Raw genomic sequence first — 12,694 nt, 5'->3', positions numbered from 1 at the left:
CGTGTGGGGCGCGGTGGCGTCAGCGCACCGCGCCGGCGTCAGGGGGAGAGGGGTCAGCGAGGGCTTCGGAATCGACGGGCGACGAACCAGCAGACGAGCATCGACAGGACACCCGCGCCGAGCGCAGCGAGGAGGAGCCCACCGAACGGGTCGTCGGCGGGGATGCCGTTCAACATCCAGACGCCAACCACCAGGGCGGCGATCATGGCGGACGGGGCCAGCCAGCGCACAGCGTCACGCGCCGCCCCAGGCTCGCCCTCGATACCTCGACCGCGGCGTCGCACCGCCCCGGCCACGCCCAGCACAGCACCGATGACCGCGATCGCCGACAGGGTGATCGCCGCGAGCGCCGGCCACAGCACCGCCAGCCGAGCGGACATCGGTGCTCCAGCATCGACGCCCGCAACCGTCCCGAAGGGGAGGTCGAGGACCACGCCGAGGTCGTCGCCACGGACGTCGAGCGGCCATCCGCCGTCGTCATCAGGTGTGAGCTCGATGGTCGCCGTCTCGCGACCGGAACCGCCCTCGGACGCCGCGGGACGCCAAGCGCCTGCCTCGGTTGGGGTCCACCCGGCGTCGACGGCGTCGTCGAGGAGGTCGTCGCCGGCGGTGAAGCTGAGCCGGAACGGTCCCTGCGCGACGTCCTCGTCCCAGGCGACGCCGCTCGTCCAGCCGTCGAGGAACCCGACCCAGCTGACCCGGTCGACGTCTCGTCCGTCGACGGTCGCGGAGACGGCCGGCCTCGTGGCGGTCGTCTGGATCAGGACGTCGTGCAGACCCGTGCGCACTTCGTCGAAGGTCGTCCGGAGCAGCAGCCGACCGTCCTCGTGTTCCGTCGTGAAGGGCGCGTCATCGCCGTCGATCGTCACGCGGTCGACGCTGAGACCCAGGTCCTGGCCGTCGACGACGGCGGGCCACTCGCGGACCACCTGACCGGGCACCGAGCCCTCATTCGAGAAGTCGACGCCGAGGCGTTCGGTCACGCGCAGTCGTGCGTCGTCGCCGTCGGTCCGCGTGAGCTCCGCGTCGAGGTCGGCAGTGGTGATCGTCGTGAGGGTCGATCCGGGGATGTCACCCGTGTAGGAGCGGGGCGTCTCGGGCTCCAGGGACGGAGCCGGGAGGACGCTCACCGCGACGATCGCGCCGACGACGAGGAGCACGGCGAGCACCCGGACGGCGATCCGCGGACCGGTAAGGAAGCCCGCCGACGAACCGTCGGTGCGCGAGGTGTGATCGGCCGCGGCCGCCGGCATCGTGATCTCCGGGGCGATCAGGGCCGCCACGCGCCGGCCGGTCGCCCGAGGTGGGGTGCCGAGCACGGCGTAGGGCAGGAGACGGTCGCGCAGGGAGGCGCGATCGAGCAGCTGCGTCCGCTCGGCGAACACCCGGATACCGAGCAGGTGCTGCTTCACGAGCGCACCCTTGCGGGTCAGCGGCCGGGCGGTCAGGGCGATCGCGAGCACGATGACGGCGAAGACGGTGGAGAGGGCGACGAAGGCGAGCGGCCACCACACCACCGCGAGCACCGTCTGATGGGAGAGCTGCCGGACGATGCCCCACTGGAGGATGGTCAGCGCGATCGGTGCGGCGATGAACCAGTCGCGGACGAAGCCCCTCGGCACACGACGCAGGCCGTCGCGCACCTGCCCGGCGCGTTCCGGCCCGGCCAGGTACCGACGCAGGGCCCGGGGTCGGTCGCCCAGCCGGCCGGACCGCTTGGCGGCGCCCGCCGCCGCGACGAGACGCGCCTGTCGCTTCGCCTGCTGCTTCGTGCCGCTGATCGCGGCGTCCTTGAGCCGTTCGGCGAGCTCCATCGTCGCCGGCGATCGGAGGAGGTGCGCCGCGGTGCGGGGCGAGATGCCGTCCGGCGGTTCCGACTGCGCGAGGTACCACGGACGTCCCCGAGCATCACCCCACGCGACCGCACGGGCCGCGAACGACAGCAGAAGCGTCGCCGCGAGGACGAGCATCGGCAGGACGGGTCCGAAGGTCTGGACCCAGAAGATCCAGGACTGCGGCGGCATCGTGATCGAGCCCGCCGCGAACGGCATGGTGAAGCGCGCCTGCGCATGCGGCGGGGCCGCGTCGTCGCTCGTGAAGGCGTAGGCCACCTCGCCGGGTGGGGCGTCCGGCTCCGGGGTCAGCCACTGCCCGGCGCCCACGAGGGTCCACGCGAGCGAGCCTCGGGGCTGCCGGACGAGACGGTCGTCGAGTTCCTGCGGGATGGTCACCCGGACGTCGAGCTTCGCCACGGCCTGCTGCAGATCGGGGCCGAACACGTCCCAGCGAAGGAGGTCGACCGGTCGCCCGGTCGCCGGATCGGTGTCGACGTACGCGAGATCGGAGAGCTGGTACCGGATGACGAGTTCGTGATCGCCCGTGAGCTGCTCGCCGGGGTCGACGACGAGGCGGAGGAAGACCGCGGCGCGTTCCCTGCGAACGTCCTGCTCCACGCCGTCCAGCGTCACCGAGATCATGGACGGGTCGAGGGCGTGCCCTTGGTACTCGGTGGCGAGCACCCGCTCGATGGTGCGGTCGTCGAGGTCCGTCGGGAAGAACGCATCGATGCGCTCCTCGACCTCCGTGACGAGCCGGCCGTCGTCGTCCATCGTGACGCGGTAGTCGGCGTCGAAGGAGCGGGCTATCCAGGTGTCGGTGACGTCGGACGCCTCGTCGGTGAGGTCGTCGAGGGTGAGGGGAGGGTTGATGACCGGGCCGACCAGGAGGATGAGCCCGCCGATGGCGACGAGCCCCCAGAGCTGCCGCAGGCCCCTGCGGAGGCGGGAGCCGCCACGTGACTGCAACCACCGCTCGACGCGCAGCAGCCAGGCGGACAGGACGGTCCACAACGGCGTGTGCCGTGGTGCGGGGTCCGGGATGCGGAGGTCGGGTTCGTCGAGGGCCGACTCGCTCACGCTGTCAGATCCCCGCACCCGTCGAGTGTACGGGGCGGGGCCGCCTGGCCGCCCGCTCGTCAGTCACCCTGGCGCAGGGCGTGCTGGGCCTCCTGCATCGCCTCGTCGAAGTCCAGTTCGGGGTCGTGGAGGATCCGGGCGGTCGCGCGAGCGTGCGCACGGGCCGCTCGCTCGAACGCCTCGGATGCGGCCGTCTGTTCGACGGGCTCGAGCGAGGGCTCGCCGATCGTGGTGAGGGCACGCGTGAGGCTGAGCTGCACCTCGCGGTCGCCACGGCCGAGCTGTTTCGTCAGCAGCTCGGCGAGCGCCGACGCCTCCCGCTCCGGGACGACCCCTGCGGCGGTGCGCCACGCGGCTCGGGCGACCTGATCCTCCTCGTCCTCGAGCAGCGCCAGGGTGATGGCCGACCAGGTGCGTGGGTCTCCGGTCTTGGAGAGGGTGTGCAGCGCCTGGCTGCGTGCCTGTGGGAAGACCGACCCGAGTTCCTCCATCAGGCGAGGGACGGTCACCTCGGGGTCGTGCCGGACGAGTGCCCAGGTGAGCATGTCGCGCACGAAGAAGTCGGGCTCGACGGCGCAGCGGTCGACGAGGACCTCGATGTAGGCGGTCCTCGGGGTGGTGCCCGCAGCGAGTGCGGCCTGCAGTCGGTCCGAGGGAACGGGTGCACGGAGGGCGATCGCCAGACCGTTCGCTGCAGCGGCGTCGTACTCCTGGCTCATCGAGCGACCTCCCAGAGCTGTGTCGGTTCGATTCCAGCCTAGGTGCGGGAGCCCGCCCGAGGTCCCTCAAGTGGGCTCCCGCACGTCAGCTCGCAGCCGGTCCAGAGGTCGCGATCTCGTCGGGCCGCACGGCCGCCACACCGGCGACCTGCGCACCGGGACCGCTGCGCGAGCGGGCGAGGACATCGTTCAGGTTGGCCACCACCCAGGGGTCGCCGTCCGCGTCAGGGAGCCGCAACGCTGCACTCCCCGAGGCGAACAGCCGCACGACCTTCACCTCGCCGGGCAGCATGGTGAAGAACCCTTCGGCGTCGCAGGACACGGCCCCGGCGCGGTCTGGCTGGATGAGGACGTCCTTGACGAGCGAGGTTGCGGTGAGTCGGTACTCGTCGTGGTCGTCGAAGCGGGTCACGGCCACGTCCAGGGCCCCCGGGATGAGCTCGAAGTCCCGATCCTCCACGCCGTACCACCAGGCGCGCTGACCGGAGCTCGCCGCCTCGACCACCGCGAACTCCCGTTTCGGATGGGTCCAGCTCGTGAGCCTCGCCGGCAGGTCGACGATCGCGACGCTGTTCGCCTCGACGGTGACGGGGAGCGTGTGACGGTCCAGGGCGGTGCCGGACAGGCTCATCCGCCGGACGACGAACTCGTCCGACCACGGCTCGAGCGTCTGGTTCGCGACGACGAGCACCGGGCGTCCGTCCCGTGGCTGCACGCTGATCGTCCGAGGCGCGAAGGACTGCTGGAGCGCTGTGTACATCGGCTTCGGCCGCCCCGCCGAATCGATCACCGACCAGGACACCGCGGGCCAGCAGTCGTTCAACTGCCACAGCACGGCTCCCGCGGTGTCGGGCCACCTCGAGCGCCAGTGGTCGATCGCCGTCTGGTTCGCGCGGCACTGGTTGAGGCTCGCGAGGAAGTGCCAGCTCGCCAGATCCGCCGCACCGCCGAAGTGGCGCTCGATCGATTCGCCGATGAGCGCGTTCCCGTTGACCATCCGCTGACGGTGCGTGAACTCCGGGGCCTCGGGTGACGCGGGAACGCCGCCGATCGCGTCGACCAGGGTGGTCCAGGTGGCCGGCCCCTGGTTGCCGAACTCGGACACGTAGCGCGGCGCGGTGTTCCGGTAGGCGAGGTAGTCGTCCTTCGTCCACGCGTGGACGCTGCCGTACCGCGGGTCGTTGGGATGCCGTTCCTCGGAACCGGACCACGGGCTGCCCGCCGTGTACGGCCGGAACGGGTCGAGCTCGGCCACGAGCCGGGGCAGGAGGTCGAGGTAGTACCCGCGGCCCCACGTCCGATCGCCGATGAGCGGCTTCCAGTTCCAGTTCTCGTGCCCGAGGAAGTTCTCGTTGTTGCCGTTCCAGACCACGATCGACGGGTGCGGCGACAGCCGGTCCAGGTTGTCCCTGACCTCGGCCTCGACCTCACCGGCGAGGGGATCCTCCTCGGGGTACGCGGCGCAGGCGAAGAGGAAGTCCTGCCAGACGAGCAGCCCCAGCTCGTCGCAGCGCTCGTAGAAGTGCCGGTCCTCGAAGACGCCGCCACCCCACACCCGGACGAGGTCGACGTTGGCCGCGCGGGCTTGCCCGAGGCGCTCGTCGAGCTGCTCAGGGGTGACGCGCGCCAGGAGGAGGTCGTCGGGGATCCAGTTCACCCCGCGCGCAAACAGCGGTACGTCGTTCACGACGAGGGTGAACGCGCGCCCGTGATCGTCCTCGGTCTCGTCGATGCGGACCGAGCGGAACCCGATCCGGTGGTGCCGTTCGTCGAGCAGACGGTCACCATCCCACAGCCGGAAGGTCAGCTCGGACAGACGCGGTTCGCCGTAGCCGTGCGGCCACCAGACGGCCGGATCGTCGATGCGGATCGTCTCGCGCAACTCGTCCAGCTCGATCCGAACCGATCGGGTCGAGCGCCGTCCGTCCGACATCACCGTGATCTCGGCATCGAGTGGCCGGCCGCTGCCCGTCGAGGTCCGTTCGAGCTCGACGGCGAGTTCGACGACGCCGACGCCGTCCGTCAGCGTCGTCTGCGGGCGGAACCCCGCGATCCGGGCGGTGGACCAGGCTTCGAGCCGGGGCTCTCGCCAGATGCCCGCCGTGGCGAGAACCGGTCCCCAGTCCCAGCCGTAACTGCAGGCCATCTTGCGGACGTACTGGAAGGTCGTGCCGGTCGCGTTCGGGAGAGCCGGCGCCAGCTCCCGCGCGGCGGCGTCGGAGAACTCCTGCGCTGACGCGAAGTCCACCGTGAGTTCGCGGTCGTCGGGACCGATGAGGTCGGTCACGTCGAACCGGTATCGCCGGTGCATGTTGCGGGTCCTGCCGACGAGCGTGTCGCCCACCGTGATCGTGGCAAGGGTGTCGAGGCCGTCGAAGACGAGGTCGACCCGCTCGGCGACGGTCGTCAGCGCCACCGGCCGGCGGTAGCGCCAGGACCGCCGGCCGACCCAGAGGGCGTCGACCTCATGCAGGCCGAGCAGCGGGTCGTCGATCAGCCCGCCGGCGAGGAGGTCCTGGTGGACGCTCCCCGGGACGGTGGCTGCGACCGGTTCCACCAGGCCCAGCCGCGGGTGGGTACCGACGTCGAGCAGCCACCGGTCTGTCAGGGGATAGGTCTCCATGGATGCCTCCTTGCGAACTTAAGCTTTAAGTAATCTGGTACAAGTCGGCTCCACGCCTACTCGCAGTGAGCTTAAACGTATCATTGACGAGACGTGATGCTGCTGATAGCGTCTCGTTCCCGAGAGGCGTCTCGACCCGCGACGCCCCGACCCCCATGGCAAGGAAGCACATGAAGAGCACACGCAGCGTTGCTGTCGCCCTCACCACAGCGGCGATCCTCGGCGCCTCACTCACCGCGTGCAGCGGCGGCGGAGCCGAGATCGACCCCAAGACGGTGACCGTCCTGTCCAACGTGTCCAAGAACACCGCGAGCGGTAGGGCGTTCTTCGCCCTCTTCGACCAGTTCAAGCAGGACACCGGGATCTCCGTCGAGGTCATCGAGCAGGGCGACGACACGAACCGGGTGTACGAGACCACGCTCGCCGGTGGCCGCGAGGCACAACTCGTCCTCACCAACCGCTACCAGAATCTCGACTGGTTGCAGAACGGGAGCGTCGTCGACGCCAAGCCGTACGCCGACGAGTGGGGCATCACCGACAGGCTCAAGCCGGACGCGGTCGACGCCTGGTCCGACGCCGACGGCGGGCTCATGGGCATCCCGCTGAACGGCTACACGTGGCCGGTCATGTACAACACCGAGCTGCTCCAGCAGGCGGGCTTCGACGCGCCACCCACGACGACGGACGAGCTCCTGCAGCTCGCGAGCGCCCTGCGCGCGAAGGGCATCACGCCCTGGGCGATCGGCGGCTCCGACTGGAGCGGCGAGAAACTCTTCGCGCAGATCGCGCAGACGCACGTCAGTGCCGACGAGGCCGCCCAGCTCTTCACGAAGGGCGGCTGGTGCGACTCCGACGCGGCCAAGCAGGGCATCGACGACTTCGTCGCACTCCGCGACGGCGGCGTCTTCGTCGACAAGGCGGAGGGGTACACCGTGGACCTCGCCCAGACCGACTTCTACACCGGCAAGGCGGCGATCTACTCCGACGCCTCATGGGGCTTCGGCAACGTCCCCGAGGAGATCAAGCCGAACGTCGTCATCGGCGGAGTACCGGTGCCGGCCGACTCCGATTTCACCGGCCCCTCCTACTACTCGGAGTTCGGGAGCGGGCTCTGGATCAGCCCGAACGGTGAGAAGAACCTCGACGCCGTCGGCAAGCTCGTCACCTTCCTGCTCTCCGACGAGGCACAGGAGCGGCTCGTCGCAGAGGCCTCGCTCGTCTCACCCCTGACGACCGACTTCTCCGCGGCCGCGACCGACCCGCTCCTGCAGCAGGCGCTCGGGCTGAGCGACACCGGCCAGCGTGCCGTCCTGCCGGACGACTACGTCGCCGACACCGCCACCACCACCTGGGCGAAGGCGACCGCAGGAGCCTACGCGGAGTCGGCGAGCACCTCGGACATCTGCGCGGCCCTCGACGCCGCGCTCGCCGAATGACCCGCGTGATGCCTGGCACCACCCCCTCGGTCCGGCCTTCCCGGCCGGACCGAGGGCTCACCATCCTCGGGATGCCGGCCCTCGTCTGGTACCTCTTCTTCATGATCGCGCCGATCATCGCGATGTTCGGCATCAGCTTCCTGCGCTGGCCGAAGATCATCGCGCCGAGCGAGGTCATCGGCTTCGACAACTACGCGGCGCTCGTGCAGGATCCGACGTTCTGGGCGGCAGCTGGCAACACCGCCGTGCAGCTGATCGTCGTGATCCCGGTGATGATCCCGCTGGCGTTCATGCTCGCCTATTATCTGCAGCAGAGTCCCCGCGGGCACCAGTTCCTGTCGATCATCTTCTTCACGCCCGGGCTCATCTCCCTGTCGGTGAAGGCCATGATGTTCTTCGCCATCCTGGCCCCCAACGGCGCACTCAACGGGTTCCTCAGCGGCATCGGAGCGGACGCCGCCACCACGGCGTGGCTCGCCGACCCGAAGACGGCACTCGCGTGCATCATCGCCATCGACCTGTGGAACGGGATCGGGTACACGGCCATCCTGATGAACGCGCGACTCGCGGGCGTCCCCCGGGAGGTCTACGAAGCGGCGGCCCTCGACGGTGCCGGGCACTGGAAGATGATGTGGCGCATCGCGTACCCGATCACGAAGGACTACGTCGGCACGATGGTGATGCTTCAGTTCATCTGGACGCTCTTCAACTCGGCCCCCGTGGTGTTGCTCTTGACGCAGGGCGGGCCGGGAACCGCCTCGACCACGCTGTCCTACTTCGTCTACGACCTCGCCTTCCAGTCGAGCCAGGTGGGATACAGCCAGGCCGCCTCGGTCGTGCTCTTCCTCGTCGGGCTCGTCGGGATGCTCGTCATCCGTCGCACCATCCGAGCGAACTACTGAACGGACCCCGACTGTGACCTCTTCTACTGTGACCGCTTCGACACAGGCCATCGTGCAGGCATCCCGTCCGAGTCGACGCCGCCAGCCCCACGGGCGGTCGAGCCTCTGGGTGGGCGGCATCTTCGCCTGGGTGTACGCCGCGCTCCTGATCATCCCCATCTACTACCTGCTCATCAGCTCGGTCAAGGACAACACCGAGATCTTCGGCGACCCGTTCGGGATCCCGCGGCAGTGGCTCTTCGAGAACTACCTCGGCGCCTGGACGAGCGTCGACCTCGGTCAGGCGCTCGTGAACTCCGTCCTCATCACCGCCGTCTCGCTCGTCCTCACCCTCGTGCTCGCGATCCCGGCTGCGTATTCCATCGCCAGGAGTCGCGGTCGGATCGGCGTCATCGTGGAACGGGTGTTCGCCGCAGGGTTCCTCATCCCGCAGTTCGCCGCGCTCGTCCCGACGGTCATCCTCTCCTTCTGGTTGTCGCTCTACGGCACGAAGGAGTTCCTGATGCTCTTCTTCCCGGCCACCGCCCTCCCGATCTCGGTGGTCCTCCTCACGCAGTTCATCCGGGCCATCCCGTACGAACTGGAGGAGAGCGCCCAGATGGACGGGGCGAACCGGTTCTCGATCATCCTGCGACTCATCATCCCGATGGCCGCGCCGGGCATCGTCACGGTGACCATCCTCAACTTCCTCGCGGTCTGGAACGAGTACCTCTTCTCCCTGCTCATCCTCGCGCCGGCGCCCGAGAACCGCACGATCCAGGTCGCGCTGCCGCTGCTCACGAGCCAGCAGAGCCCGCAGTACGGCCAGCTCGCCGCCGGCATCGTGATCACGCTGCTACCGGTTTACTTGGTCTACGCGGTCCTGTATCGACGGATGCAGGACGCCCTCGTGGATGGAGCGCTCAAATGACCGGTGGACCCGACGAACCGACCAAGGCCAGGGTGCGATCCCGGGCACCTCGACCGACGATGCACGACGTGGCGACCGCGGCGGGGGTGTCCGTCGGGGCCGTCTCCTACGCCTTGAACGGACGACCCGGGGTGTCGGAGACGACCCGCGCGAGAGTCCTCGCGATCGCGGCCGAACTCGGATGGGCCGCGAACCAGGCCGCGCGCAGTCTGCGGGGTGGCGGCACCAACACGGTCGGCCTCGTCATCGCGAGACCGGCTGAGACCCTCGGCGTCGAGACCTACTACATGCAGCTCATCGCCGGTCTCGAGGAGACCCTCGCGGCCAACGACTTCGACCTGCTGCTCCGAGTGGTCGCCGACGTCGACGCGGAGGCGCGCATCTACCGGGGATGGGGTGCATCGGAACGCGTCGACGGCATCATCGTCGTCGATCCGCGGACCGAGGACCCCCGCCTCGAGGTCGTCGTCGAGACGGGCCTGCGAGCGGTCGTCCTCGGTGACGCTCCGGACCGACCGGAGGTGTCCTCCGTCGTGGTCGACCACGGAGGGGCCACCGCGGACGCCGTCCGCTACCTGCAGGCCATCGGCCACCGGCGCATCACCCGGGTCGCGGGTCCCGAGCACCTCCGCCACGTCTCGGCACGCGACCGGGCGTTCGAGGACACCGCACACGAACTCGGCGTGGAGTCGTCGATCATCCGGACGGACTTCACCGCCGAGAGCGGTGCGTCGGCGACGCGGAGGATCCTCGCGCGGGCGGACCGCCCGACCGCGGTCATCTACGACAACGACGTGATGGCCGCTGCGGCGCTGCCGGTCGCCGCCGAGTTCTCACTCGCCGTTCCGCACGACCTCAGCATCCTGTCCTGGGAGGACTCGATGCTCTGCCAGCTGGCGACACCGCCGATCACCGCGATCCGGCGAGACGTCCGGGCATTCGGGGCGCTCGTCGCCGAAGCGCTCCTCGACCAGATCCGCACCGGTCGCCCGGTGCGCCTCGACGCCGCCCGCCCCGAACTCCTCCCGCGGGCGTCCACCGCCCCGCGAACCCTTCCGTGACCACGACGTCACGGAAGACGATCCAGAAGGAACCCTCATGAAACGACACTCCGCGAAACTCCCGACCCCGGACGGCGTCGACGCCCTGATCGGCGTCAACTACTGGTCACGCACCGGTGGTCCGCTCATGTGGCGGGACTACGACGGCGAGGTCGTCGCGCAGGAGCTCGAGCAGCTCCGCGCCCACGGCATCACGCACACGCGGAGCTTCCTGTACTGGCCGGACTTCCACCCGGAGCCCGATCGCCTGTCCGAGGAGATGCTCGCCCACTTCGCCGACTTCCTGCAGCGGCACACCGACGCGGGGATGTGGACGATCCCCACCTTCCTCGTCGGGCACATGTCCGCGCAGAACTGGGATCCGGCGTGGCGCGACGGGCGCGACGTCTTCTCCGACGTCTGGTTCGTCGGGCGCCAGGCCTGGTACATCCGCGAGGTGGTCTCCCGCTTCACCGAGCACCCCGCGATCGACGGGTGGCTGCTGACGAACGAGGTGCCGATCTACGCGGACTGGCGTTCACGCGGCATCGACACCATCGACGCCGAGGCGGTCACCGCCTGGGCACAGCTGCTGATCGACGCGGTGCGGGCCGGCGGCGGGACCCAGCCGGTGTCCGTCGGCGAGGGCGCCTGGGGCGTCGAGATCACCGGGAACGACAACGGCTTCCGGGTCCGTGAGCTCGAGCCGCTGATCGACTTCTTCGGTCCGCACGTCTACCGCATGGAGGACGACCCGGTCCGGCAGCACCTCGGAGCCGCCTTCATCTGCGAACTGCTGGACCTCGGCGGCAAGCCCGTCGTCATGGAGGAGTTCGGCGTCACGTCCGACTACGTGGACGACGAGAACGCGGCGCACTACTACCGCCAGGTCCTCCACGCGACTCTGCTCGGCGGCGCCACCGCCTGGATCCCGTGGAACAACGTCGACTACGACGCGTTCTCGGATCGCGAGCCCTACTCACACCACCCGTTCGAGATGCACTTCGGTCTCGTCACCGACCAGGGGGTCCCGAAGGCGCAGCTCCTCGAGGTCCGCGACTTCGCGGCCACCCTCTCGGAGCTCGACTTCCGGGGGCTCGAACGACCTGACACCCGCATCGGCCTGCTCGTGTCCTCCTTCCTCGAGTCGCCCTACGCCTTCACCGCCCGCGAGGACGGCCCGACCGTGTTCCAGGTGTCACGGCAGGCCTACGTCTCCGCCCGCACCGCCGACCTGCCCGTCGGCGTCGTCCGAGAACTGGACGGGCTCCCGGCGGACCTCGACCTCATCATCGTCCCGTCGACGAAGGCGCTCCTCGCACCCACCTGGGCGGAGCTCGAGCGCCGGGCGGCCGCCGGTGCCACCGTGTACGCCTCCTACTTCAACGGTATGCACGCGAATCAGCGCGGATCGTGGTGGCCGAAGCTCGACGACCTGTTCGGTGTCCGCAAACGCCTGCGCTACGGACTCATCGAACCCGTCCTCGACGAGACCGTCACGCTCGAGTTCCAGACGGACTTCGGCGGCATCGCCCGCGGCACCTCCCTCGCCTTCCCCGTCGGAGGCACGGTCGACGGCCGCTCGCACCTGCCCGTCGAACCGGTCGACGCCGAGGTCATCGCGACCGATCGGGACGGTCGGCCGGCGCTGCTCCGACGACGGGTCGGCAGCGGGTCGATGATCCTGTCCACCTACCCGGTCGAGTACTTCGCCTCGGCCGTGCCGCGGGTCAACCCCGAGCCGACCTGGGAGCTCTACGCGGCGCTCGCCGCGGAAGCCGGCGTAACACCGTCGGTCCGGGTCGACGACGCGCTCGTGATGACCGGTGAGATGAACCACCGCGACGGTCGTCGATTCGTCTGGTTCATCAGTCAGAGCGACGAGACCCGCACGGTCGAGCCGGTCTCCGACGGCGGACTGGTGGACCGCGTCGACGGATCCTCCGTCACCACCGTGACCCTGCCACCGTTCGGGGTGGAGATCGTCGAGTACCGGGAGCAGCGCGCATGATCATCGACAAGGCTGAGGTCATCGTCACGAGTCCGGATCGGAACTTCGTGACGTTGAAGCTGACGACGGATGACGGCCTGACGGGCCTGGGGGACGCGACGTTGAACGGGCGCGAGTTGGCGGTGGTGGCGTATCTGT

The 12,694-nt window shown here is 69.5% G+C and carries 8 protein-coding genes and 1 pseudogene; 6 read left to right on the top strand and 3 right to left on the bottom strand.

Features of this window, described 5'->3' with window-relative positions:
• Window positions 1-53: 53 nt before the first annotated feature.
• The 3 genes from BIU99_RS11265 to BIU99_RS11255 form a co-directional block, all read right to left on the bottom strand.
• Window positions 54-2,933, bottom strand: coding sequence for a DUF2207 domain-containing protein (locus tag BIU99_RS11265; RefSeq protein WP_139205413.1), 2,880 nt, complete (start codon window positions 2,931-2,933; stop codon window positions 54-56).
• Window positions 2,934-2,974: 41 nt separating this feature from the next.
• Window positions 2,975-3,634: a HEAT repeat domain-containing protein gene (locus BIU99_RS11260; RefSeq protein ID WP_071261269.1), complete on the bottom strand. Its 660-nt coding sequence runs from the start codon at window positions 3,632-3,634 to the stop codon at window positions 2,975-2,977.
• 85 nt (window positions 3,635-3,719) lie between these two features.
• A complete protein-coding gene (locus BIU99_RS11255; protein WP_071261268.1) occupies window positions 3,720-6,257 on the bottom strand; it encodes a hypothetical protein in 2,538 nt (845 codons plus the stop codon).
• 170 nt (window positions 6,258-6,427) lie between these two features.
• Between BIU99_RS11255 and BIU99_RS11250 the strand changes: the two genes are divergently transcribed.
• The 6 genes and pseudogenes from BIU99_RS11250 to BIU99_RS19390 form a co-directional block, all read left to right on the top strand.
• The gene (locus tag BIU99_RS11250) at window positions 6,428-7,693 is read left to right on the top strand and encodes an ABC transporter substrate-binding protein (RefSeq protein ID WP_071261266.1); all 1,266 of its coding nucleotides are present in this window, start codon (window positions 6,428-6,430) and stop codon (window positions 7,691-7,693) included.
• Between the two features lie 8 nt (window positions 7,694-7,701).
• Entirely contained in the window at window positions 7,702-8,595 is an 894-nt protein-coding gene (locus tag BIU99_RS11245) for a carbohydrate ABC transporter permease (RefSeq protein ID WP_197479073.1), read from the top strand.
• 28 nt (window positions 8,596-8,623) lie between these two features.
• Entirely contained in the window at window positions 8,624-9,505 is an 882-nt protein-coding gene (locus BIU99_RS11240; RefSeq protein ID WP_217634989.1) for a carbohydrate ABC transporter permease, read from the top strand.
• Window positions 9,502-10,566 carry a LacI family DNA-binding transcriptional regulator gene (locus tag BIU99_RS11235; RefSeq protein ID WP_064295943.1) on the top strand — a complete coding sequence of 355 codons (1,065 nt, stop codon included), beginning with the start codon at window positions 9,502-9,504 and terminating at the stop codon, window positions 10,564-10,566. Before BIU99_RS11240 ends, BIU99_RS11235 begins: the two co-directional genes overlap by 4 nt.
• Window positions 10,567-10,603: 37 nt before the next feature.
• A complete protein-coding gene (locus tag BIU99_RS11230) occupies window positions 10,604-12,556 on the top strand; it encodes a cellulase family glycosylhydrolase (RefSeq protein WP_071261265.1) in 1,953 nt (650 codons plus the stop codon).
• Window positions 12,553-12,694 (top strand): annotated as a pseudogene (locus BIU99_RS19390) (bifunctional D-altronate/D-mannonate dehydratase); the annotation flags it as partial. The gene BIU99_RS11230 and the pseudogene BIU99_RS19390, both read left to right, overlap by 4 nt.

It is taken from the genome of Plantibacter sp. MMLR14_011 (assembly GCF_001865025.1).
GTDB lineage: Bacteria > Actinomycetota > Actinomycetes > Actinomycetales > Microbacteriaceae > Plantibacter > Plantibacter flavus_A.
The sequence above is the reverse complement of the archived record's forward strand: the minus strand, read 5'-3'. Positions and strand labels throughout refer to the sequence as shown.

Coding starts and splice junctions, on each gene's coding strand:
- BIU99_RS11255 (WP_071261268.1), bottom strand. CDS start 6,257: ATGGAGACCTATCCCCTGACAGACCGGTGGCTGCTCGACGTCGGTACC.
- BIU99_RS11260 (WP_071261269.1), bottom strand. CDS start 3,634: ATGAGCCAGGAGTACGACGCCGCTGCAGCGAACGGTCTGGCGATCGCC.
- BIU99_RS11235 (WP_064295943.1), top strand. CDS start 9,502: ATGACCGGTGGACCCGACGAACCGACCAAGGCCAGGGTGCGATCCCGG.
- BIU99_RS11250 (WP_071261266.1), top strand. CDS start 6,428: ATGAAGAGCACACGCAGCGTTGCTGTCGCCCTCACCACAGCGGCGATC.
- BIU99_RS11245 (WP_197479073.1), top strand. CDS start 7,702: ATGCCTGGCACCACCCCCTCGGTCCGGCCTTCCCGGCCGGACCGAGGG.
- BIU99_RS11230 (WP_071261265.1), top strand. CDS start 10,604: ATGAAACGACACTCCGCGAAACTCCCGACCCCGGACGGCGTCGACGCC.